This is a genomic window from Streptomyces sp. NPDC051677 (assembly GCF_044453465.1).
Taxonomy (GTDB): domain Bacteria; phylum Actinomycetota; class Actinomycetes; order Streptomycetales; family Streptomycetaceae; genus Streptomyces.
This window is the reverse complement of record NZ_JBITCT010000017.1, coordinates 119,423-142,666: the sequence shown is the minus strand read 5'-3', so window position 1 is coordinate 142,666 and position 23,244 is coordinate 119,423. Positions and strand designations below refer to the sequence as shown.

General features: G+C 67.4%; 10 protein-coding genes and 1 tRNA gene. 2 read left to right on the top strand and 9 right to left on the bottom strand.

Going from position 1 to position 23,244, the window contains the following annotated elements; all coding sequences use genetic code 11:
* Window positions 1–139 precede the first annotated feature (139 nt).
* Window positions 140–2,176 (bottom strand): GTPase, encoded by a 2,037-nt coding sequence (locus ACIBAF_RS21920; protein WP_399464947.1) that lies wholly within the window; start codon window positions 2,174–2,176, stop codon window positions 140–142.
* 3 nt (window positions 2,177–2,179) lie between these two features.
* Window positions 2,180–3,787: a dynamin family protein gene (locus tag ACIBAF_RS21915; protein ID WP_399464946.1), complete on the bottom strand. Its 1,608-nt coding sequence runs from the start codon at window positions 3,785–3,787 to the stop codon at window positions 2,180–2,182.
* A 321-nt stretch (window positions 3,788–4,108) separates the two neighbouring features.
* Between ACIBAF_RS21915 and ACIBAF_RS21910 the strand changes: the two genes are divergently transcribed.
* Window positions 4,109–4,184: transfer RNA gene (locus tag ACIBAF_RS21910), tRNA-Arg, on the top strand.
* Between the two features lie 253 nt (window positions 4,185–4,437).
* On the opposite strand, the gene ACIBAF_RS21905 is transcribed toward ACIBAF_RS21910, so the two are convergent.
* Both ACIBAF_RS21905 and ACIBAF_RS21900 read right to left on the bottom strand, forming a co-directional pair.
* The gene (locus ACIBAF_RS21905) at window positions 4,438–5,835 is read right to left on the bottom strand and encodes a tyrosine-type recombinase/integrase (protein WP_399464945.1); all 1,398 of its coding nucleotides are present in this window, start codon (window positions 5,833–5,835) and stop codon (window positions 4,438–4,440) included.
* Window positions 5,832–6,029, bottom strand: a complete 198-nt coding sequence (locus ACIBAF_RS21900; RefSeq protein WP_186280928.1) for an AlpA family transcriptional regulator — start codon at window positions 6,027–6,029, stop codon at window positions 5,832–5,834. Before ACIBAF_RS21900 ends, ACIBAF_RS21905 begins: the two co-directional genes overlap by 4 nt.
* Before the next feature lie 1,176 nt (window positions 6,030–7,205).
* On the opposite strand from ACIBAF_RS21900, the gene ACIBAF_RS21895 reads away from it, so the two are divergent.
* Window positions 7,206–7,988, top strand: a complete 783-nt coding sequence (locus tag ACIBAF_RS21895) for a hypothetical protein (protein ID WP_399464944.1) — start codon at window positions 7,206–7,208, stop codon at window positions 7,986–7,988.
* An 80-nt stretch (window positions 7,989–8,068) separates the two neighbouring features.
* Here the strand turns inward: ACIBAF_RS21895 and ACIBAF_RS21890 are convergent, their stop codons facing one another.
* The 5 genes from ACIBAF_RS21890 to ACIBAF_RS21870 are packed head-to-tail and all read right to left on the bottom strand — an operon-like array spanning window position 8,069 to window position 23,244.
* Window positions 8,069–13,714, bottom strand: a complete 5,646-nt coding sequence (locus ACIBAF_RS21890; RefSeq protein WP_399464943.1) for a hypothetical protein — start codon at window positions 13,712–13,714, stop codon at window positions 8,069–8,071.
* Window positions 13,711–15,378, bottom strand: a complete 1,668-nt coding sequence (locus tag ACIBAF_RS21885; RefSeq protein ID WP_399464942.1) for a hypothetical protein — start codon at window positions 15,376–15,378, stop codon at window positions 13,711–13,713. Before ACIBAF_RS21885 ends, ACIBAF_RS21890 begins: the two co-directional genes overlap by 4 nt.
* Complete coding sequence (locus ACIBAF_RS21880) at window positions 15,369–19,676, bottom strand: protein kinase (protein WP_399464941.1); 4,308 nt, start codon at window positions 19,674–19,676, stop codon at window positions 15,369–15,371. Before ACIBAF_RS21880 ends, ACIBAF_RS21885 begins: the two co-directional genes overlap by 10 nt.
* A complete protein-coding gene (locus ACIBAF_RS21875; protein WP_399464940.1) occupies window positions 19,676–21,106 on the bottom strand; it encodes a restriction endonuclease subunit S in 1,431 nt (476 codons plus the stop codon). The genes ACIBAF_RS21880 and ACIBAF_RS21875 overlap by 1 nt, the downstream gene beginning before the upstream one ends.
* Entirely contained in the window at window positions 21,103–23,244 is a 2,142-nt protein-coding gene (locus ACIBAF_RS21870; RefSeq protein WP_399464939.1) for a restriction endonuclease subunit M, read from the bottom strand. Before ACIBAF_RS21870 ends, ACIBAF_RS21875 begins: the two co-directional genes overlap by 4 nt.

Below are 23,244 nucleotides of genomic sequence, written 5' to 3'. Positions count from 1 at the left end.
ACCCGGACGAGTGACCGCCGTCCCCCTCCCTGTGGATCACCCCTCATCCCACAGCCCCCTCCCGCCACACCCGCCCCCAGAACCACCTCCCCGACCGCTTCCAGAACCACTTCCAGAACCGCTTCCACAGCTCTCCGGCTCACCGCACCCCTGTCCCCGTCGCTGCCCCCGCCCCCGCCCCCGCCCCGGTGACCCGCCCGTACTGCTCCCGGATCTCCCGGTACCGCAGCAGCTCCGCGGCCACGGGATCCAGCACACGTGCCCGGCCGCACCCGGCCGCCGCCTCCCGCAGCCGACGTTCCGCGTCCTGCCCGTACCGCCGGGCCGGTCCCCGTGCCGCCATCCGGCAGCTCCACTCGACGAGCGGGCCGCCGATGATGCCCGCCACCATCAGCAGCACCGGAACCCCGAGGTTCGGCGCCATGACCCCGACGATCTGTCCGACCAGCCACAACCCCCCGACGACCTGGAGCAGGGTCATGGACGCCTGCGCCAGGACGGCCACCGGCCACCAGCCCGGCCGCGGCGGCCGCCCGGCCGGCAACCCGGCCCGCGCCGCCAGCGCGTCCAACGCCTCGGGCAGCCCCTGCGCCCCGCGCACGGCCGCCTCCCGCACAGCCTGCGCCCACGGCGCGGGCAGCCCCGCCGAGGCCCGCTCGGACACGGTGCGCACCGCCTGCTCGACGCGCTGCCGTGCCGTGGCCTCCTCGTCGACCTGGGCGCGGACCGGCAGCCGTCCGGTGGGAGGCTCGCACCGGTCCTGGTGCCAGCGCCACAGCCGCAGCCACGGCGTCCCGCACGCGCGGCCCGCATGGCGCAGCCAGGCGCGTTCGGCGGCCTCGCCCGCCGCGGTGGCGCCCACGGCGTCCGCGAGCCGGTCGGCGAACGCCTCCCGCGCCTCCTCGCTGAGCCCGGTGCGCCGACCGGTGGCGTACACGGGCCGCAGTCCCCACGCGGCGGCCTCCAGATCGGCCGAAACTCGCCGTGCCGCGGCGCCGCGCTCCGCCACGAACTGGCCGAGCAGCTCGCGCAGTTCCCCGATCCCGTCCCCGGTGAGCGCGGACAGGGCGAGCACGGTCGCGCCCGGTTCGCCGTACTCGCCGAGGGCGACGCCGTCCTCGTCGAGGAGGCGTCGCAGGTCGTCGAGGACCAGCTCGGCGGCCTCGCCGGGCAGCCTGTCGACCTGGTTGAGGACGACGAACATGACCTCCGCGTGTCCTGCCAGGGGCCGCAGATAGCGCTCGTGGAGAACGGCGTCCGCGTACTTCTCCGGGTCGACGACCCAGATGACGGCGTCGACGAGCCTCAGCACCCGGTCGACCTGCTCACGGTGTTGCACGGCCGCCGAGTCGTGGTCGGGCAGGTCGATCAGCACGAGCCCGCGCAACTGCGCCTCCGCCTCCGGGCTCTGCACCGGCCGTCTGCGCAGCCGGCCCGGAATGCCGAGCCGGTCGATGAGGGTCGACGCGCCGTCGCTCCAGCTGCAGGCGATGGGCGCGGCGGTGGTCGGACGGCGTACGCCCGTCTCCGAGATGGTCACCCCGGCCAGGGCGTTGAACAGCTGCGACTTGCCGCTCCCGGTGGCGCCCGCGAGGGCCACGACGGTGTGCTGCCCGGAGAGCCTGCGCCGGGCCATCGCCTCGTCGAGGACCCGGCCGGCCTCGGCGAGTGTCCTGCTGTCGACCCGGGTGCGGGAGAGCCCCACGAGCTCGCGCAGCGCGTCGAGCCGGGAGCGCAGGGGGCCGTCGTACGTGAGCGGGGGCGCGGGCAGGGCACTGCCGGCGCCACCGCCGCTCACGCCGCTGCCGCCACCGCCGCCCCCGCCACCGCCACCGCCGCCCCCGCCACCGCCACCGCCACCGCCACCGCCGATCCTGTTCTCCACGGCGGCGGCCTCGTTGACGCGGCGAGCGATGAGCCCGTCGTCCCAGGACCCGACGGCGTCCTTGTCGGCGTCGGGTGGCACGCGTTCCCCCGTTGACGCTGTCCTCGACGCCGTCGTCTCCGTCTCCGGGTTCTCCTCCCCCGGGGGGCCGCTCTCCTGCTGTTCCTCTGGTGCGTGCTGTTTCTGTGGTGCGTGCTGTTTCTGTGGTGCGTGCTGTTCCTGTTGCTGGTGTTTCTGCTGTGGCTGCTGGTCCCTGTTGCCCGTGTGGTCCTGGTCAGTGACGGCGGTCACCGGTCACCTCTCCTTCTGCAGTACGGACAGCGCGGCGATGAGTTCGGCCTGGGGTTCGGGGTGGACGTCGAGTCCGTCGAGGGGGGCGAGGCGGCGTTCTCGTTCGTTGTGCATCACGCGGTCGAGGTGCTCGGCGAGCAGCCGTCCGGCCCGGTCGCGCAGCCGCAGCGCCCCATGGGCGCCGATCCGCTCGGCGAGCCCCTCGCCCGCCGAGCGCGCCCTGCGGCCGCCCAGCAGGGCGGTGGCGACGAGGGCGGCGACCGACTCGGGATCGGGCGCGACACCGCGCTCCAGGCCGCGTACCTCGTCCTCGGCGTACTCCTCCAGCTCGCGCCGCCACCGTCGTACCGCCAGGCCGATGCGATGCTCGGCGTTCTCCGGCGAGGTGTCCCGGTCCGTCAGGGAGGGGGCGTTCGCCGCCGGTTCGCGCCGCCAGGCCTCGTCGACGCGCTCGTCGGCGGCGGTGACGGCGCACAGCAGGAGCGCGCCCAGGCTCTCCACCAGGGCGTCGAGGAGTTCGGCGGCGGTGCAGTCCAGCGGGAAGGCCCGCCAGCGTTTGAGCGCGTCGCCGGCGAGCACCGCGCCGCTCTGCAGACGGCCACGCACGCGCGTGTACTCGCTGTCGTACGCCCCGTCGACGGCCGAGGTGAGCCGTAGCGCGGCCGCGTACTGGGCGGCGGTCGCGCCGGCCAGCTCGGGCAGCCGGGCCTTGAGGGAGTCGAGGACGCCGTGTGCGGTGCGGGCCAGGGCGTAGCGGCGGGAGTTGGGATCCTGGACGTGGTGGACGAGCCAGGTCCGCAGCGGCGCCACGGCGGTCGCCGGGAGCAGCCCGCCGCCCCAGGCGGACTCGGGCAGCTCGGGCACCGTGAAGCGCGGTACGTCGCCCAGCCCGGCCTTGGTGAGCAGGGCGCCGTACTGCCGGGACACCTCGCCTACGACCTGGTGGGGTACCCGGTCCAGGACGGTCACGAGCATGGCGTTGTACTCCTTGGCGGTGCGGAGCAGATGCCAGGGCACGGCGTCGGCGTAGCGGGCGGCCGTCGTGACCATCACCCAGATGTCGGCGGCGCAGACCAACTCGGCGGCCAGGACGCGGTTGTCGGCGACGAGGGAGTCGATGTCGGGCGCGTCGAGGAGGGCGAGGCCCGGCGGAAGGGAGTCGGCGGTCTCGATGCGCAGCACGCGTCTGCCGTCCTCGCCGGGGAGCAACAGGTCGTCGGTCGACTCCTGATGGGGCGCCCACACGCGCGTGAGGCCGGGCAGCACCCGCATACCGCTGAACCAGTGATGGTCCTCCGGATGGCAGACGAGCACCGGCGTGCGTGTCGTCGGCCGCAGCACGCCCGCCTCGCTGACGCGCCGTCCCACCAGGGAGTTGACGAGGGTCGACTTGCCGGCGCCGGTGGAGCCGCCCACGACGGCCAGCAGCGGCGCTTCGGGCTGCCTGAGGCGGGGCACCAAGTAGTCGTCGAGCTGGGCGAGCAGTTCGTCGCGGTTGGCACGCGCGCGTGGGGCCCCCGCAAGGGGCAGCGGGAAGCGTGCGGCGGCGACACGGTCGCGCAGGGCGGAGAGTGCGTCGAGCAGCTGAGGCCGTACGTCCAAGGTCACCACATGCGAAGAATGCCCAATTTTAGGGGATTTATGAAGCATATAGGCATGTCTGCGCGCCGATAGGACACAAGGGACGGAAGGTGCGACTGGGACAGAGGCACAGCCCAGGCATAACGAGTGCACAACACCCGTGGCCGTGGACGCCAAAAGCGATGCACGATTCGCACCTGCCTGCGATTATCAGGACCGCTTCACCGAACCTCCACATTGAGCCACGGAGGGGAAGCAACCAGGACAAGGAACCGGGAGCCCTATCCTTGTCCCCGGCAACGTCACGGATCAGCCCACACCCGGGCAGCACGTACGAGGCCACCACACCCGGCCCCCGTAGCTCAGTGGATAGAGCAGGCGCCTTCTAAGCGCTTGGCCGCAGGTTCGAGTCCTGCCGGGGGCGCCACTGACCGTCGGTCTGGCTGGCGACGTTTTCGCAGGTCAGACTGCGTTTTCCTGGTCTTCCACGTTAATCGGATTCTTCGCCTCCGCCGGGGGCCGAGTCCGGCTGGCACCGGTCAAAACCGGGCTTCTACGGGTGTCCATCCCACATACGTCCCACAAAATCAGGGGGCGCGGGACGGCCCGACACCCCCTTCAGTACACAAAGCGGAGCGGCCTCGGCCCCCCTCTTCGGGGGACCGAGGCCGCTCCGCTTCTCACGCCGCCACTTCTGGGAGCCGCAGAGCGGCTTCGGCGCGCTTCAGGTAGAGCTCCCGCTGGCCGATGACGCAGCGCGCGTAGATGGCTTGCAGGACCGGCACACTATTGCCAGCCATCTCGGCGACCTCTGAGTGCGGGATGCCCTCGTTCATCCAGGCCGTCAGGCAGGTGTGACGTAGGTCATACACGCGCTTGCCCGTCGGTGACTGAAACTCGTGATCGGACAGGACCTCCTCGCGCGCCTTGGCCCAGACGCGCCTGAACACCGACCCCGCGAGCATGTCCCCCCTCTCTCCCGGGAAGAGAAGGTCGGCCGACCCAAGGTCATACTCCTTGATGATCTCGCGAAGGATCACGACGAGGCGCGGGTGGATGGGGACCAGACGCGTGTCGCCCTCTGCCCGTCCTTTGAGGTGCCGCTTCTCATGGACGTCACCGGTGTCGGTCCACTGGCGGCCGACTTCGGGCTGAGCCTCGTGGACCAGGAACTCGCCCCATCCCGTCTCAGGCAGCGTGGCGTCCCCCACACGGAGGGCGACCGCCTCCTCAGGCCGGAGGCCGGCGTAGTAGAGGGTGGCGAAGAAGGCCCGGTAGAGGCGCCCGCGGCGCGGGCGCCGGCCTATCCAGTCCAGCATCTTCGCGACCTGGTCTCCGTTCAGCAGACATCGCTTGTCGATGGCTTGGGCCACCTTCGGAGCAGTACGCTCACCCTTCTCCTTCGGCAGAGGGTTGACCTTCAGGTAGCTGTGCTTGATCGCGTACCCCATGACCAGGTTCATGATCCGGTCGTTGCGTCTTATGGAGCTGGCGGCTGCCGCGGTGCCGTCGAGGCGCGTGCTGAGGGCCGTGACGACCTTGTCGACGTTCTCGGCCTTCTCCCACGCGCTCATTGGGAGGGAGTTGCGCTGAATCCAGTCGAGGATCGTCTGCACCTCGACAGGTATGGGCTTGTCGGTGTGGGCGCGCCCCCTGACGCTGAAGGCGTACTCCCGCAGCGCCTTACGGACCGCCACCGGTTCGAAGTGCATCGGCGGTGTCGTGCGCAACAGGGCGATGGTCGCAGGAGTGAGCGCCTTGGCCAGGTTCTTTCGGGTGTTGCTGGCAGCTTGGGGCCATTTCCAGTTGACGTACTCGACCGCGAAGTCGTACCAGTTCACCTCGGCGGCCTTGGACATCCAGGAGATCGGCCGCCCGGTTTCGATGTCGAACGGCTCGCGCTTCCTGTGCGCGGACATCAGCTTCGCGCGCTCGTCGTCGGCTACCGCGCTCTTCTTATAGGTCTTGCTGTGCTTCTTGTGGGCCACCTTCCAACGGACGGTGTAGGTGTTTCCCTTGGCCCGCTTGTTCGTCTCTATGGGGTAGAAGCGAACGTCCAACGAGCTCGTGTCCGTCAAGAGTGGTCCTCGCAATCCATAAGCCAGTCTTCCAAGTCACCGCGCCGTATTCGGAGGGAGCCGTTGGGCAGTCGAATGCAGCGCGGGCCGCGCCCCTTCTGGCGCCAGTCGTAGAAGGTCGATCGGGAGATCCGCAGCTCGGCGCAGACCTCGTCGACTGTCAGCTTCTGCCCAGGTCGCACCGCTACCGTCATGGCGCCACCTCGCGATTGCGGATGGATGCGGAGGCGGCGAACAACGCGGGCGGGCCCGCCAGCCCGGGGTGGAAAAGGGCAGGGGGTATCGCGGATCGACACATGAGGTGGTTCCTTGCGATGGAGCGCGCGGGGCGACAGAGCGGAATCAACAACGCCGGGAGCCCACGCTTACTCGGCGGAGGCATCGCTGTATTTCAGCGAACAGGCGCTGCGGATTTCAGGGCAGCAGCAGGCGGGAGCCGATCACTTTCCCCTTGCGTCTTTGCGGCACTGCCTACTGCGTCCGCCACGGCTCCACCGCCAAGCACAGCCGCTGCGAACACCCTCAATGGTCGTCACGATCGCCGGTTTGGCTAACCGGCGATCGTGGTCTATGTTTCGCCCCGCCACAGGGAAGTCCCCGGACAGTTCCCAACGGACGAAGCTCAGGAGGCCAGCCGGCGCGACCGGAGCCCGGGGGTCGTGTCGCCTGTCACGAGCACTTGGAGCCCATCGTCAGTGAGCCGGTCGAGGAGGGGGGTGCCACGATGTGCTCGGCAACGCCGACGGCTCGGGCGACCTGCCAGGTAGCGACTCCAGGGTGTGTTGCGGTGTGCACGAGTGCCGCTCCGTCCCAGCGGTAGCCGTGTTGCAGCAAGTCCTCACTGAACAGCCCAGCCGCACAGACGCAGAAACACAGCGCCGTGCAGAGGGCGCCGTAGTCCTCTCACTCCTGTGCAGTCCACGCGTCGGGGCGCCAAGCGCCAAGAGGATGGCAGCAGTGAAGCAAGCCGATCGGAGAGCGGGATTCGACAGGTGGGCCTCCTTGGGGGGCCTCGGCGACAAGACCGAGTAGGACGCGGGTACGGGCTGCCGGGGCGGTCGGTATGCTGCGGTCGCCCCGGAGGCCCGCGTTTATACGCTGACCTGGTTCTTTAAGGGACGTTGTACGTTGACATGGTCCCGCAGGAGGTTCCAGTCCTTTGGCGCTCTTTCTCGTCTGCCGTGGGCGAATCCGCCCCGGGAGCCCTGTGGGATCTCAGGCCCCGTGGCCGAATTTCACGAACCATGGCCACTCAGTGGCCAGTTGGCCGCAGTCGTGAGACTGGCCGGCTACCCCGTCGCATTCGCAGCCACCGGTCGGCGCGGCCGGGTTCCCCTCTGGCGTGATCTTCGGCGTGAAACAATGCCGGGATGGATGAGGGGGCAGCTGCCGTACTCGCGGCGCTGATCGCGGTGGCAGGTGTGGCGCTTGGCCTGTTTGGGGCCCGCTGGCAGGCACGCGGCATGCAGGAGCAGGCGAACGCAGCCATCGAAGCGGTCAAGGCGCAGGGACGAGACCAAAATGCACAGTGGCGTCGGACCGTAAGGCGCGACGTCTGGGTCGAATATCTCGGCGCCGTGGATGAGTTCAGGCTGGCTGCCGGAGAGGTAGCAGGACATCTCGCTGACGAAGATTTGCCAGAGGCCGAGCTGGGACTCGAAGCGGCTCACTCTCGGTCTGTGGGCGCAACCGACGCATATCGCAAGATCGAGCTCGAAGGACCTGAGCAGATCGTCTCCAAGGGCTACGCCTTGCAGGGCGTCATGGTCCAGACGATCTTCGAGCTGGAGCAGGCACTCACCGCCGCGCGAGCGATGGGAGTACTCGAACAAGCCGGGCAGCGCGAGCAGCGCGAAGTTCCCTCCGATCAGCATCAGCCGATCGCGGCGGTTCTCAGCTCGCTACGCGAGCTGCGGGGCATGGAATCCGACGATCCGGGCCGAACGGAGTACGGACAGCGCCTCGGCCTCCAGATCCTCGCCTTGGACTTGCTATCTGCCTCTGACACCACGGCCCTCGTTTTCACGTACGCACACCAGCTGTCACTGAGCGAGGCTGTGGAGCGCTACCCCCACGGGCGGTGGCAGCGTTTCCACGAAGTGCGAACAGACTTCGTTCAAGCGGCTCGCTCGCATCTCGATGGCAACACTTGAGCCTGACTGCCGGTCAGGGCGCGGGTAGGTCGTCGCCCTGACCAGCTAGTCAGCACCTCCCGCACAGCGGGGGGCCTCACTCAGGCTTCTCCGGACGCCGTCTTGGTCGCGCCTCCATGCTTCGTCACTCTGGGACGGCACCGGACGCGGACCGCGCCATGGGTAAAAGCCTTATCTGTTGCCTTGCTTGCCCATACGTACGCTTCTCCGGGCTGCAACTGCGACATCTGCTCGGAACGCAGCCCGGAGAAGGCGGCGTTGGCTTTCTGAAGGTGCTTCAGCCAGGCGGGCGACGTGAACTTGTGCAAGATGACGTGATCCGAGAGTTCGATCAGGGAGATCGGTACTGATGGTGGGTCCTGGCTGGCAACCAGAACGCTCATGCCCTTATGCCGCATCTCTCGGACCGTCTCGACGAGTCCTGCGACGAGGTCGGGGCTGTCGATGTACTTGTGCGCCTCGTCGAACACGACCAGCTTGTTGAAATGCTCACCGCCGCTGCGTGCCTCGGCGAACAGCTGCATCAGAACGACGAAGAGGCCGAGCGCCTCGTCCTTCTCGATGAACTCGTCACGAAGGTCGACGATGATCAGACGTCCCGGGCGGATGAGGCTGGTGAGCTGGGCGTTGTCGTCGATGTAGTCACTGGCGAGGTTGAGTCGCTCCTGGGCAAGCTGCTTGACATGGTCCGGCATGCCCGAGTCGGCCACGCCCTGTCGGATGACGTCGAGCCTCAGGTCGTTGCGATGCGCTCGCATGATCCGCGTGAGCTGGCGGATGTAGGTGGACTGGTTGCCCACGGCCCCCATGAGGAACCGCCAGTGGGAAGCCTGCAGCTCGGCGGAGGAGAAGGCCAGCGGCTGGACCGCAATACCGGGGAACTGCCGCTGCCGATCGGCGACTTGGTCGGCCGGCGCGAGCAGCAGGACGTCCTCAAGGGCTCGCGGCTCGGCCCCGTAACGCTCCTTGAGGACCCTCAGCTGAGCCTTGTCGTCGTTGGGGCGCGCCATCGAGGTGAATTCCGGGGCGTAGTCCATGGTCTGGCTGTAGTGGAAGACCACGGTTGCCAGCGGGTGCGGGAGCTCGTTTACCGGCGGTGACGGTAGGGAGGCCATCTCGATGATGCTGCCAAGGGTGTAGCTCTTCCCGCCTCCCTGGACCCCGAACAAGCTAATCGTGTGTGTCTCGTTGAGGTCGAGCGCGACCGTTCTGCCTGCCACCTCGCCCAGCACGCCGTGCTGCGGCGAGGGGTGGACGACACCGAGAAAGACTCCAGGCGCCGACGAAGCAGGCGTCGCAGCTGAAGGAGCCAAGGGAGCATCGACGGTGACAGCGTCCGGGAAGCTCTGTGGGGCGGGCACGGTGGCTGAGCGGGGAGGCAAATCGGTGTCACCGTGAGCAGGGACATCGTGTGCACTATCCTGCACGTCACCCCGCTCCGGGCCAGGCTCCGAGGCCACCGGATCCGGTCCCGACGGAGGAGTTACGGAGTCCGTGCGGTCCTGCTGGTCCGACGATGCACTCGGGGCGTCGGTAGGTGCCCGGACATCAGCTTCGTCCGGCTCGGTGACGGCCGACTCCGACACCGGAGCGTCCTCGCTGTTGTTCTCCGGGGGAGCCTCTGCGTCCTGCGCACGGAATTCCGCGTCGGCCAGGCGTGGCACCGACAGCTGCAGCAGCGACAGGGTGGGCGCCGTGGCTTCGCCGTCCGGCTCCGGGGCCTGGTCCTCCACAGGGGTGTCCCCGAGCTCGGGCAGTCCCGGCCGTACGGTGGGGATGGCGTTGATGAGTTCGGTGATCAGGTCGCTGCCGATCCGGTGGAAGTGCACACCGTCGTCGAACTCCCGGTCGGTGCCGTTGCGGGCGAGGTCGAAAATCAGGCCGCTGCGAGTGAAGCGCAGCTTGTACCCCTTGTCGAGGCTGTCGAGCAGCGCGTGTGCTGCCTCGCGGGGTTTGTGGCCCATGGTGCCGTGGCGTGCTGCTCGCTCCAGGTAGAAGCGCAGCATGGAGCCAAGCGCAAGGTTCTTGACCGTGCGGTCGACACGGTCAGGAGTGATACGCGCCGGGTCGAAGGACTCGGCTAGGACGGTTTCGCTGCGCTCCAGCTGCTGGGCAACCTTCGTCTTCAGTCTCTGGTAGGCGCCGATGTCGTCGAGGGCGGTGTAGCACTTGACCTCGATGAGGTGGCAGACGACGGTCCGTTCCCTGGCATTGAGGTGGAAGAGGGCCAGGTCGCTGCGCTGGAAGGAGAAGGCGTCGCCGAGTTCCCGGGCCAGGCGCCTGGCTTCGCTGTACAGCTCAGGGTGGGCGTCGAGAGGGACGACGATCTGGTTGTGGAGGACGTCCTGGTAGTCCAGGTAGAGGCGGGCCAGGGAGAGGCCGAGGACTTCGGTGCGCTGGTTGGGTGCGGTGGAGGCCAGTTTGAAGGCGAGGTTTCCGGAGAGCAGACGCAGCTGCTCGAAGAAGGTGTTGAGGTGGCGTTCTTCGACGTCGAGTCCATGCTGCTCCGCCGTGGGACCGAGCAGGGTGCGTAGTTCGTCGACCGAGTTCGAACTCACCATGATCTGGTGGCCCAGCCCGCCAGCGAGAGAAGGCGCGTAGTCGATGACGTATTCGGGCCTACCATGCTGTCCGGCCTGGTCGAAGTACTCCAGGCCAAGGGTTCGGTCGATGGTGACGACCCAGTCGCCCACCTGATGCGCCTGGTAGAGCAGGGCCCGGTCCGCGTTGTCGAGCGACAGGACGGTGCACGGGACGTTGCGCGGTGCCTGTCCGGCCGTAGCGACATTGGCAGCAGCGCTGGCAAGCAGCCCGGGCATCCTGCTCATGAGTGTGGCGAGGTCTTCGGCGTCCTCTGTGGCCAGGGCGGTGCCGAGACGCGGGACGGTACGCCAGACGATCTGCTGTTCGTTGTCCTCGTAGGTGGAGGCTGTCGTTTGGACAAGTCCGTGTACCGGCGCGTTGACGATGTCCTGACGTACAACGGAGCTGTACTGTTCGCCGCCGAAGGCGTCGATCATTATGGTCAGGTGGGCGTCGAACTCGGCAGGGCGTTGGTTGAACTCCCGTACGGAGCGGACGGAGTAGACGAGCTTCGCGGTCCGCGTGCCCCCCGCCGTGTGCAGAAAGGCTTCAGCCTCGGCGGAGGCGATCTGGTTCTGAGCGCTAAGCAGTCCGCCTAGGGCCGCTCCGGCTTCCTGGGCTTCCGGGTCGGTCACGCACAGGCGGATGTCATACGTGAGGTCGCGGGTGGCCGTGCGTTGCTGCAGTTCGAGGAGCGCGTCGGCGACGATCTCACCGCGGCCCGCGTTGACGACGTTCAACACGAGGGTGCGGACGTACGGGTGAAGGCGGACGTACCGTTCGATGCGGTCGGCCAGAGCGGTCCCGGACAGTGCGCTCGCGCCGTTCGAGGTACGTGAACTTACGGTGGGGAGGTTCAGGGCGGTGGATAGGCGGCCGAGCAGGCCGCGGGGGTCCGCAGTCTCACTGGGGAGGTAGGCGCCCCAGTACGGGGTGAGGTTGTCCGCGGCGGCCATGAGTCGCCCGTCCTGGCGGGGAACAGCGAACGGGAAGCCCAGTGGGGACAGGGCGTCAAGGAGCGATTCCCGGGCCGCGATGATCTGGCGTTTGTCTGCGTCGCCGAGTCGCCCGACCCACTCCTGGCCCATAGCCGACCAGGTCGCCAGCCAAAGCGCGCGTAGGGGATGGGTGGGCGAGACGAGCAGGATCGTGTCGCGCTGCCCGAGGCCGTCGGTGAGGGTGATTGCGGCACAGTCGATCTGCTGAAGCCGCGCCAGTGTCACGAGTGCGGCGCCACGGGTGTCGTCTGTAGACCGCTCGACCTGGAGCGATTGAGCTGCCACCAGCTCGGCGTACGCCTCGGCATAGGCAACTAGGACTTCGCGTACGGGCTCGAAGTCGATCGCCTCGCTCACCAGGAGGTCCCCGGTGTCCGCCCCGCCTGCTCTTTCGTCGCCCTGACCGCTCACTGCGGTGAAGTAGGCGTGCCGTGCGGCGAGGAAGGTGGCGGACGCCTCGGCTGCCCGCCCGCTCAGTTCGCGTTCCAGGTTTTCGTCGGTGCCGGTGGGCGATTCGGCTGTGCCGTTCGAGTTCAGCACCAAGCGGCGCAGCGTGGTGTCGCTGGGCCGCGCCAGCAGGTCCTGCTGGATCTGCACCAACAGAGGGGCGAGGCGGATCTCGGCGCTGCCGGCCGTGTGGATTCTGGCGTTGAGGACGCGCTGCGGACTGCGCGGCGTGATCGCCTTCCAGCGGATGTCAGTGACTGTTACACGCGACGGGTCGTCGCCGGCGGCCAGTGCTTCGAACTGCAAGGACCGCAGTGCCTGGACGACGCCGTCGTAGCGCCCGGCGCTCCGATCGGGCGGTTCCTCAGTCTCCGCATCGGGGATGACGTAGAAGCGTTCGCTCTCGCCGCCGGGTTGGTCGTGGGCGTTGGGTGCGACGTCGAGCGCGACGTCCGACGCGTCGAGTGGGGTGACGCGTACGTAGTGCCACCCCTCCTCCCAGTCGATCTTGTTCAGACGGCGCAGCGGGGCCCTGAACTCGGCTGTCGCCGTCTTCCCCTTGCCGCGGTAAGCGATCCGTCCGATCGGTCCGCCGTTCTCAGAGACGATCTCCACCCGGAAGCGTTCGAGCCCCTCCACCTTGCGGGGGTCCGGCTGCACGGAGAACCGTGCCGTCACCTCGCGTACGCCCTTCTCGCCGGCGAGCAGGTAGGGCTGCCCCACCATGGCCTCCAACGCCGGATAGGCGCGCAGATCCTCGGGGTTGTCTCCGGCGGCCGGCAGTCCGAGCTCTTGCACTTCGATGGAGACGGTGGCGCGCCGTCGCTCGTCGATGTGCCAGTTACCGAAGGACAGACCCCAGTTCTCCCGCTCGACGACGATACGGCGGGTCCAGGCCACCGGATCTTCCAGTCCGCAGCGGGTGGCAAAGCCGGCGAGCCGGGCAGCGAAGTCCGCATCGCTGAGTCCGAGGTCCAGGACGCGTTGACGTTCAGATCGAGTCGATCCGGTCAGCTTGTCGACCAGCCCGCGGTTCCGCTCGACGCGTTCCCTGACGAGGGTAGGGTCAGCGAACAGGTCGAAGTCGGGCACGAGCCCGAAGTGGAAGACAGCGGCGCCAGCGACCTGCTCACGGTACGCGTTGGCCTGAAGTGTCAGCAGGTACGTCGCGACAGCGCGGTCACCCAGGCGACGGTCCGAGCCGTCCCGGAGAGCGGAGAGCAGCTCGTCCACGCCTTGACGCAGTCGGTCCGGCACCTGGTCGAGAAGGTGCTCTGCCAGCTGCCCGTATGCATCGCCTATCGGCACCTCTTCGAACGTCGCGATCCCGAAGGAGTCTTCGGCGCTCACACGCATCCCCGGCGGCACGAAGACCAGCAGAGGACCTGGGAGGACTTCGTCCTCCGTGCGGTTGCGGAGCTCGACCAGCTTGGTGCTGGTGACAGTGACGTCATGGAACGGCAGGTCAGGGGCCAGGTCGTCGACCGTGCCGAGGACACAGACTGTGGCGTCGGGGCCGAGCGCGCCCCGGAGTCGGCGCACAAGCGGCGCCGCGAGTTCGGCCTCCACCTCGGTGACCCGCATGCAGTGCCCGGCGGTCCGCTCACCGACGAGCTTGGCCAGCCGGGGAACGAGGACGCCTTCGAGGGCCTCGCGGAGATCTTTGGGGGTGATCTCTGCCAGTCCGATTGTGCTCATCGGGCCGTCCCTCCCATCTTCTCCACTGTGCCGATGGCGTACCGGGGAGTGATGGTCTGCGTCAGATAGGCGTCCGACATGTCCTGGTAGTAGCCGATCTCGCGAAGCCGGTTGAGGAATGCCGCCGAGTTGGCGCGCAGTGCTGCCTGGTCGTCGAGGTGTGCGCCTGAGAAACCGTCGGATTCGGGCAGCTGGTCGATGTACAGCCCGTAGCGATCCCGCAAGAGGGCGAGGAACTCATCCACACGCATCGGCGATGTCTGCAGATCACCGGACGAGTCGTTGCCTTCCCGGAGCAGCGACACCTGAAGGAGCACTTCTAGTAGCCGCGCGTCCAGCACGAAGCGGCGGGCGGAGTTCTCGCCACCGCTGCGACCGCCTCGCGGCTGTGCGAGCAGGGCGCCGGGCCGGTGCTTGAGCAGCATCGAGTCGAGGCAGTCGACGAAATAGCGGCGGTAGTAGCGCCCCTTGTAGTGCATCAGCATCTCGATGTACTCGTCGAAGGGGTCAAGATCCAGCTGGGTGATCTGCTTCAGCTCTGCGGGAGTGTCCTCTTCCTCGTCGCGCACCCGGTTGGTCCGCTGCAGGAAGAAGGCGTCGCGATCCTTGCGGTACGACTTGCCGAGCAGCCGCAGAGCTTCCTCCGGGGTGAAGTAGTTCCTCCCGCGGGGCCGGCTGAGTTTGTCTGTCTTGACGGCGAGGTGCTCGGCGAAGTCGTCGAGCTTCTTCACCTGGTAGGTCGCCTGGATGAAACGGGGAATCCGCCGGTACCAGATCTCCGCGCTGCGTTCGGCCAGCACGGCGGCCGGGGTGCCCGGTGTTCCTTCGACGTCGAGGAAGAGCCGGACCCTGTACGGGCAGCGGTCCGCCGTGTCCTCCCCCGCGTGTCCCTTGCGGCAGGACGCGGGGGCCGCGCCCGCCTCGACGATGGCGGGCAGCAGCTTCATCATGCGCAGGTGGTAGAGGGACAGGTGGAAGGCGAAGAGGATTTTCAGATAGTCCACGAGCACGGTGCGTGGCATGTGGTCCTGGTGGTACAGCAACCGCATGACGTCCTGGCACAGCTGCCGCGCTGGCTCGGCGCACAGCGGCGGGTAGGGCGTGCGGGGCTTGCTGGTGTCCGGCCGGTCCTGCATCTGGTTTCCGGCCTGCTCCACCAGGTGGAGCAGGGCCTGCGTCTCCACGTCGGTGCCCGGGCCGGGAGTGATCGCCCCTGTGGCCCGGTCCACGTCGGAGAAGAAGAACTCACGCAGTCCGGCCAGGGCGCCCGGGTCCTCGGCGAGCATCTCGTACAGCTGCTCGTCGGCCCCGTACGGGCGAGACTTTCGGCTATTGCGGAAGCGGTAGGTGAATCCGTGCAGAGGCCGGGGGCTAGCCACCGCCTCGGTGGCCTTGCCCCGGTTGACCAGGTCCAGGAGATGGGTGGCCGTCCAGCGGGTGGTGGTCTCCCGGTCGAAGCCGTCGAACACCTCGGGATGTTGCAGGAACAGTTTGACGAATACGTCGACGTCGAGGGTTTTAGCCCGGCTGATCTTGCTGGGCAGTCCCTGGTGCCAGAGCCGGGCCAGGAGCGCGGTGAGGACGCGGTCCATGTCCAGCGCCTTGTAGTCGATCCGGCTGATGCCGGGATGGTGGAAGGTGCCCAGGGACCCGGTCAGCGCCATGTCGTCTCCTCCACCCGGTCGGCGCCCTCGGCGAGCGGCTCATCTTCGCCGTCCGGCTGCCGTGCCGTCAGCTCTTCCATGTGCAGTACGGAGTCCTCGGTGCGGTGGATGCGACGCAGGTCGTGTCCGTGTGTCGTTAGCAGCACTTCCTGATACGGGACGGCGGCCAGCCTGTTCTTGAACACGGCAAGGGCGAGCTGCTGTCCTTGGAGGTCGGCGACAGACGGCCGGTAGCCACGCTCGAACCGCTGCAGAAGCTCGAACAGGTCGAGCCGGATGTCCAACTCGGCTGTCCCGCCCTGGCTGCCGGCCGGGTCGCGGTAGCTGAGGAGCAACGAGGTGCGCCCGGACTCGATGTATGTCGAGTCCGGTGCTTCTCCGGGTTCGAGGCGGAACCCTGCGGCAGGGAATCGGCGGAAGCTGCGGACGGTTCCGCCCTGCACGTCGCGCACCTTCAGCGCGAGGGCGTCACCGATCCGCTCGGGGACAACCAGTCCTTCGCCACGGTTGAGCGCACGCAGGATGCCGTCCCGCTCCTCTGCAAGGGAGCTCCGGGCCGAGAGCAGGTCCATGAAGCGCAGCACCGAGGGGAACGGCAGCATCCGCTCTGCGCGCTCCTCGTCGTGGAGCTCGAAGTAAAGCAGCCGGCGGGCCGCGTCCACGTAGCGGCGGTGCGCGGCCGACTGAGAGGTGCGGGCGGCAGCCGACCGGCCCAGCTGCTGGAACTGCTGGTCCAGCAGTGTGCGGCCGTGGTCGCTGCGGCCGTCGACCGTGACCAGTGCACGGTCCTCGAGAAGTCCCGCATAGTCGAGCCGCCGGTCGAGCTGTGGCTGAGGAACCGACGCCACATCGGCCTCCCGCAACAGGGAGAGCAGCCGGTCCCGTTCCCGTGGGGTGCCGTCGGCTGCGGGCCGGGTGCCAAGGTGCGCGGAGAAGTAGAAGCTGTCCAGGATCTCCCTGGCGTCGCCGGCCGCATACAGCTGGTGGATCTCGGCGCAGTCGCGGCCCGACGTGAGGGTGAAGGCGAGGGCCGACCTCAGGTCCCGGAGGGTGATATGCAGCTTGCCACGTAGCTGGGTCAGTTCGTAGATCCGCCTCAGCCGCCGCTTGACCTGCGGGCCGGCCGCGGGGTGCTGGAAGGTTTGGGCGTTGTGCCGTGCGTAACAGGTCGCGGCGAGGTCACAGCTCTCGCAGTCCTCCCAGAACCCGTTCTGCGTCATCCGGTCGAGCATGCGCTCAAGCAGCGACTCGCCGTCTTGGGGCGTCCCATCGGTGTCGAGGGGACGGGCCGCCACGTCACGCGCGTTGAGATTGACCACGGCGGCGGCCTGTCCGGTTGGCCGGCCTGCCAAGCCCAGGTTGACGAGCTTGGCAAGGTGTTGAAAGCGGTCGTGGTGATGGCTGAGGAAGTCGACCAGGCGCCCCTCGTTGATGGCGATCAGCCTGGTCTCGCCTTGAACCGGCCACGCCGAGTCGTCGGCACCGGTGAACGGCGCGAAGAACTCCTCCAAGACCTCGTCGCCGCTGGTCTCGCCCTCGTCCTGGCTTCCGTCATGGTTGGTGCGGAAGCGGTGACCATCCAGGGTGAAGTCGGTGCCGTTGGGCCGCCGCGGCCCGAACGTGGCCCCGAGATCGCGGGCCTGCCGTTCGAAGCTCTCCAGAAATGCGGTCTTGCCGTCGCCCGCGTTGCCGGTGACCACGACGAGCGCGTGCCGACCTTCGCGGAGTGCCGGTACGAGCTCACGGTCCAGGGCCGTCTCGACGTACACGGACATACTGTGCGGGTCGAGTCCGCGGGTGCCTCGGTTACTGCGGCGGCTCTGGCTGTACAGCGTCTGGAGGTGCGCGACGAAGGGATTGCTGTTCGGCTCGGGCCGCAGAGACTCATCACCGCTGCTGGTGGCCGGTGCAGCGGGCGACAATTCGGAGCGCGCGGGCAGCGGCAGTGGTTCGGGCGCGATGCGCGCGGATTCCAGGGTCTCCAGTGCGCGCAGCAGCTCTTCAGCTGTGGTGAACCGCTCGCCACGGTAGGGGGAAATGGCCCGCAGCATGATCTCAACTAGGCCCGGTGAGAGGTCTCCGAAGCCGCTGTAGGCGGTGCGCGGATCGATCGGGCGCACTCCGGGCGGGGGATACTCGACGCCTTCCCACGGGTACTGTCCACCGGTCAGCGCCTCGTACAGGGTGACGCCGAGCCCGAACAAGTCGCGGTCGGTGTATCCGGTGCTGTCAGCGGGGACCTGGTCCAGATCGGGTGGGGTGTAGCGCGGGCTGGTGTAGGTGTGCCCTTCGGAGGAGTCTGAGGTCTTGGATATCCCGAAGTCGATCAGCTTGACCCCGTCGTCGGTCCAGAGCAGGTTGCTCGGCTTGACGTCGCAGTGCCATACCCCGAGTTCGTGGATATGCCGCAGCCCGCGGGCCGTGTCGATCGCGAGCCGCAGGACGTCCGCCGCGCCCATCCGCCCGCCGCGGATCACCTCAGCGATGTCCTTGCCGTCAATGAACTCGAAGACCAGGTAGGGGTATTCGTCCGGGGGCAGCAGCCTGTCTGCGTCCACCATCGACACCACGTTGCGATGCGGGGCGTGTTGGAGTCGCTGCAGTACGTCCGCTTCACGGCGCAGCCGCTCGAGGACGGAGTCCCGGTCACGAAGGACCAGCTTCACCGCGCGGTCAACGCTCCTGATGGTGTCGTACACCCGGTAGGCCACGCCGAACGATCCGGGGCGGCCCAGCCGATGCCGCACCAGGTACTTCGTGCCGAGCTGGAAGTCGGCGGGCAGGTCCTTGAAAAACTCAGGGCCGCGCGGTCCATCCACGCCCGCCGCAGAGGCGGACTGGGGCGTGGCGGAGGAGCCGATGCGCTTGGACGGGATGTTTCGCGCGCCTATAGCGAGATCGAGTCGCCGCAGCGCCTCGAGGGCGGTTGGCCGGTCGGCAGGGTCCGTCGCGCAGAGCTTCTGGAGCCAGTGAGCAAGCTCGACCCGGACACCGGCACTCTCCAGGCCGCTGACCGGGAGCTGCCCGGCCACGCTTACCTGCTCCGTAGCCGAAGTGAAGGGGAGCTCGCCGGTGAGGAGCTGGTAGCCGATGACGCCAACCGCATAGATGTCCGACTTCATGCCCATCGCGGCGGGGTCCGCATGGCATTCGGGCGCCAGATAGGACCGGTCGGCTACCTGGTGGGCTTCCTGCATCACCGTGTGGACGCGCCGCTGCGCGGTCTTCGCGTACTCGAAGCCGGTCAGCATCGCCCGGCCGTCCTGCGCGATCAGGATGGTCGACGGATTCAGCTCCCGGTGCGCGATGCGCCGTTGGTGGGCATGAGCGAGGCCCATCAGGACATGCCGGATGATCCGCAGTTTCGCGTCGGCGGTCAGCGGATCCTCGGACCCGGTCAGATGCAGCTTCAGAGCGTGGCCGGGTACGTCGTCGAAAACGGTGACGAAGACGTCCTTGTCCTCGTCCGCGAAGAAGTCCCGCACCCCGACGATGTTCGGGTGCGAGGGCATCTTGCCCAGCGCCTCGTAGGCGATGCCTATCCGCTTTTGCTGCAACAGCCGATCGGCGTCGGGAGCGTACGGATCGGCCTTGCGAACGGAGAGCCGGACCGTGCCCGACCCCTGCACAGCCAGCGCATTCTTCGCTCGGTACTCGCTGTGGATGTCGGCGCCGTCATCGGGCGCCGTCTCACTGAGCCGCTCAATGACCTCCCAGCTGCCGAATCGCAGCGGCCCGGACGGCGGTCGGGAGGACCCCTGGACCGAACGCACGATCAGCTCGTGATGCGCCGCAATGTCCGTGTCGAACCGCCCCGAGGCCGTGGGGACACGGGTCACGTCAGCAAGCCGTCCAATCAGGTCGGGCAACGTGACGGTATCCCTGGCATCCTGCTGTCGCGGCGTGCGATCGATGAGCAGGGCATCCCGCGCGGTCAGCACCACAAGCGCGTCGGTGTAGAGCCGGGACAACGGCCGATGAGCCGTCTCCAGGATCGTCTTGAGCTGCTTGGCGTGCCCGCGCAGTTTCGGAAGCGGGCTACGGAACGGGGCCTGTCTCACCGGATGCCACCGGTTGCCAGCGACCTCAATACGGCCGCGGGTGCCCTTGACGTCGATGACGAACACGGCATGCCCGGTGACCACGACGAGGTCGACCTCGAACAGCTCGTTCCGGTACGGAATTTCGACAGAGTGCAGGACCGTCCAGTCGTCCGGGGCATGATCGCGCAAGTGCGCGATCACCCTCCGCTCGGCATCGTTGACGGCCTCCCCAACAGCAACGATCCTGGCACCCATCAGCCGGCGGCCTCCTCGATGGCGGCGGTGAGCAGCGCAAGCGCCTTGTCTTCCAGGATGTCGGCGCGGTCGCGGCATTGGTAGGCGTAGCGGACCGTGGCAGCGATGCGGGCGCGGTCGTCGGGCGCTGCGAGGGGAATCGGCATCGCTGCAACAAGCTCGCTGTGGATGCTTTGCTGCCCTCCGCCCGTCAGCATGCTGCGAATCAGCCGCAGGGCGACTGGCGAGCGGAAGAAACTCAACAGGTAAGCACCAGGCACGTCATCCATCCCCGAGGTCACCCTCAAGAAGTCCTGGCTATAGGCATGTTGCAGCCAGCGCCCGGTTACCAATGTGGCTCTACCGAACAGCCCACTCTCGCTCGGCATGCCGTGCCCCCCAATCATGACGGTCTCGTTGGGAACAAACACGCCCGCCGGTGTGTGCTTCGGGCTGATGACGCGACCGTCTTCCGGACGAATCCACCATCCTTGCCGCTGCCCAACCAGTAGCCGCCCACCATGATCGTAATCGCTGTCCACACGTTTGAAGATCGGCCCGTACCGCAGCTGACCTCCGGAGCAGATCTCCCCGAGTTGTCGGTGCGGGACCAAGCCCAGCTTGTGCTTCAACTGCTGAGCCCTCTCCCCGTAGTTCATCGGCCGCAGGGACAAGGCAGAGATCTGGTCGACTTCGAATCCCAGATCGCGCGGCTGTTGGTGCCACTGGAATTCGGCCAGTTCAGTCAGACCAACACTCTCGAAGAAGTCTTTCGTCGCACTGACCAAGACCGATTGGAAGCTGGCCCGCAGCCTCGCGCTGTGCTCCACAAGCCGATGGATCTGCTCCTCAAACCGCGCCTCAAACCGAGGCACGGGAAGCCCGGCGATGTGGTGCGGCTCGATGTGCTTCACAGCCGACCCGTAGACCGATCCGCGGACAAGCGACTCCCCGAACCGGCTGAGCAAGAAGGCGTACAGATACCCGGGCTTGATCTTCTCCGGGTCGGGCTCGACCTTGAGGATGTCCTCCGAAGCCCAGCAGTCGCCCATGTCAGGGCGGGCGTACGCCCTCCTGCCAGCGTTGAACCCCGAGCGCGAGATCAAGGTCATCCCTGGCTTGACCTGAAGGTAGGACAAAGCCGCCGACGTGGCGTCGGACTTCCGTAGCCGGGGCAGCCCCGTAAGGTCGGCCGTCATCATGTCCTTCGTACCGAGGAAGGGCACGCTGTGCTCTGGGTCGGTGAGAAAGACCCGCCGGAACATGGGCCCGCTAAAGATCCCGCCGTTGCGCCCGGAGGTCACGCTCGCCAGCGGCACCGTGTCCGGCAGCCGCTCCAGCATCTTCTTCGCTTCCAGCGAGCCCGCGATGTATGGCGACGCGTCGAGCCGGAGCCCCTGGTCCGCCAGCCAGTCGGACATCACCGGGTTGGAAAGGCTGGCGGCCTTCACGCGCCCGCCTCCGTGGCCTTGCGCGGGTCCACGCCCGGCACCGGGTATTTGGCCCGGAACTCCCGGTATTTCTCCGCGATCACCGGCAGGTCGTTGTCGATGACCGGCTGGCTACGCTTCAGCGGCCGGGTCACCACCTTGCCCCGGATACGGAGCCGCTCCATGTCGACCTTCGTCTCCACCACAATGTCCCCATTGGGCTTGCGCTTGTAGAGGTCATTCCCCCGGCGGTCGAATCCGACCTTCTCGGCGACGGCCATGAAGACTGGGTACGGCTTCTCCGTCCCCAGCCTGTGGTTGCGTACCTCCCGGTCGGTCTTCCGCTTCAAGAAGAGAAGCGTAGTGAGGATGTTGACGTTCGCGTCGACGACGAAGGTCTCCACCGGCAGTTCGATACTCGCGAGCACCCAGCAGTGCTCCAGGATGTACCGGCGGATCGCCTCGTCGGTCGGCCCGGGATTCGACAGGATGCCGTTGGGCAGAACGATGCCGATACGGCCACCGGGCTTAACCCACTCGATGGCGCGCTGGATGAACAACTGCTCGGGCGCCATGCTCGCCGGCGTACTAATCCCGCTGGCCTCGACCTTGCCGGTCTCCTTATTCCGCCCCCACGACTTGGCGATGCCATCACGGAACGACCCGAGGACCGACTCGTCGCTCACGGGGATGTCGGCGCCGAACGGGGGGTTGGTGAGAAGCACGTCGACAGCCTCGCCGAGCGGAATTTGCTTCTTCGCCAGCTCGACGCCAGGCAGGTGCCCTCGAGGGAAGGCCAAGGAGTCCATGTGGAAGACATTCCCGGTCGTCTCCGCGAGCGTCATGATGTTCATGGTGGTCGCCCGGACCAAGAACCGGTCGAAGTCCGCGCCGAACAGGTGCTTCTCCGCGTACGCTTGCAACCGATCCCGGAAGCGCTCGCGCTGCTCTTCGGTGTCAGGGAAGCCGAAGGTCCCTTCTTCTTTCTGCCAGGTGTGATGCAGGTGGTTGAGCGTCGCCTGGAGGAAGCCGCCGGTACCGCAGGTCGGGTCGAGGACCGTATCGTCCTCCTGGGGATCGAGGATCTCGACCATCAGGTTGACCGCGCCGCGTGGGGTGAAGTACTGCCCCCGGTCGCCGCGCAGGTTAATTCCGACGAGCTCCTGGTAGGCGATTCCCTTGGCGTCGACGTCCGTGCCGCTCAGGTCGTAGGGCGCAAGCTCGCTGACGATGAAAGCGAGGGCTCGGTCGGACAGGGTGATCTCGTCGGTGGGCTTGAAGACGTCTTTGTACTCGCGCTTGACGTCCTCGAACAGTTCCTTGACCCGGGCGCTGATGGCTGCACGGCCCGCCGGGTCGAACATCTCCTTTAGGCCCGTGCGAAACCTTCCGTGGGCCGTTCCCCGGCTGACCCGCTCGTCGTACATCTTCGCGAACAGGAGGTAGAGGAACTGCCAGAAGGCGGCATCCTTCGGCATGCCCTCGTTGCCGTGGATGTAGTTGTGGCAACGCCGGAAGGTCGTCTTGAGCATCTCCGGCTCAGCTCGCCGCAGCCGCTGATGCGAAGCCACGGTCCGGCTGCCTCTAGTCCCCTCGGCGACCTCCCAGTCGCTGCGGTCCTCGAAAGTCGCGCCAAAGTCGCCGATCACCTTCTTGAGGAAAAAGAAGTCGACCCCGTCCGTCCACATGCCGTCCGCGCATTCGGGACGATCCTCGTTGCCCAGCAGCTCCTGCAGCTCGGCAAGATCCTTCTCTGCCTGCTCTGGCTCGCGGAGCTTGACCACGTTCTTGCCGCGCTTCGGCTCAGGCTTGCAGATCACCACGCGGCGTAGGTTCGCCGTGGTGTGCTGGGCACCGGACTCGAAGATCGCGATGTCGGCCTTCTTCGTCCGCTTACGGGGAGCGCCTTCTTCACTGACCGTGACAGGGAAGTCGCGCGCCATGTCATGAGGGTCGATGCCGTGCTCGTGCACCAGTGCGCGAACGATCCTCTGCCGGACCTTCTCCTTCGGTGTTTCCTTGATCGCCTCCCCAGTGATGTAGTCGACAACCTGCCCCTCCTCCAGGGCAGTGACCCGGGGCTGAGTGTCCCCCATCGCTGGATCGGCGCCATCCCCGGGCTGCTGCGGGATGGCCAGGTCCAAGGTCAGTTCCTCCAT

What these genes read in the sequence shown, in the direction of transcription:
- ACIBAF_RS21900 (WP_186280928.1), bottom strand. Translation starts at nt 6,029, where the DNA reads ATGACGGTAGCGGTGCGACCTGGGCAGAAGCTGACAGTCGACGAGGTC.
- ACIBAF_RS21895 (WP_399464944.1), top strand. Translation starts at nt 7,206, where the DNA reads ATGGATGAGGGGGCAGCTGCCGTACTCGCGGCGCTGATCGCGGTGGCA.
- ACIBAF_RS21890 (WP_399464943.1), bottom strand. Translation starts at nt 13,714, where the DNA reads ATGAGCACAATCGGACTGGCAGAGATCACCCCCAAAGATCTCCGCGAG.
- ACIBAF_RS21885 (WP_399464942.1), bottom strand. Translation starts at nt 15,378, where the DNA reads ATGGCGCTGACCGGGTCCCTGGGCACCTTCCACCATCCCGGCATCAGC.
- ACIBAF_RS21880 (WP_399464941.1), bottom strand. Translation starts at nt 19,676, where the DNA reads ATGGGTGCCAGGATCGTTGCTGTTGGGGAGGCCGTCAACGATGCCGAG.
- ACIBAF_RS21870 (WP_399464939.1), bottom strand. Translation starts at nt 23,244, where the DNA reads ATGGAGGAACTGACCTTGGACCTGGCCATCCCGCAGCAGCCCGGGGAT.